The 714-nt window shown below is 61.3% G+C and carries 1 pseudogene; it reads left to right on the top strand.

Features of this window, described 5'->3' with window-relative positions:
* Nucleotides 1–714 (top strand): annotated as a pseudogene (locus C5B91_RS21220) (conjugal transfer protein); the annotation flags it as partial.

The raw sequence follows: 714 nt of genomic DNA, 5'->3' as shown, positions 1-714 counted from the left end.
TACCAGCAGGGTGACCTGCAGTACGAGTTCACCGACGACGAACAGTATTCGGCTGCAGATGGCGACGCCGACGCGGATGCGACGCCCGACGGCGGCGAAAGCGCTGTACACGAGTCTGAGGGTTCACCGACGGACGTTGCCGACGAGGTTGGCGGCAGAACGGCGGACGGACTGGTGTCGATTGGAGAGACAGTTGTCGAACTCGAAACGACTGATTCGCTAGCAGACGAGGTTCCACCCACGTCGGTCGAGAAGCCGACAGTAGCCGCAGACGGGACGATTCTCGCCCGCCCCGCGGTCGACACCGTTTCACCACAGGGCGTGCGGTGGTGTGGGTCGGCAGTTCGGAAGCAGGATTGGATGTCGTCGTTGACACCGCTGACTGCGACGCCCGACGAGAGCACGCTGCCAGCGGTCGACGAGCCGGGAGCTGTGCTTGCGTCGCTGATCGACCACCTGAATGATGCACGCGAACCGCTCGCGTTCCAAGTCGTGTTTCAGCGCCGGGAGAGTTGGCAAGCGGATGCGGAACTCCGCAAAGAGGACTTGAATGATGGACGGGACACGCTCTCGCAGAAAATCCTTGGCGACCTACTTGACCCCGAACTAGAGTATGAGCGGCGGACTCGTGACGAGTTGAGTGACATCGTCGTCAAGCGACTTGACGCGATTGATGCGGTCAATCCCAAGCGCTCGTACACGACGAATATCCGG

Origin of the sequence: Haloferax sp. Atlit-10N, from assembly GCF_003586325.1 — an archaeon.
Lineage (GTDB): Archaea > Halobacteriota > Halobacteria > Halobacteriales > Haloferacaceae > Haloferax > Haloferax prahovense.
This window is presented reverse-complemented; position numbering and strand designations above follow the sequence as displayed.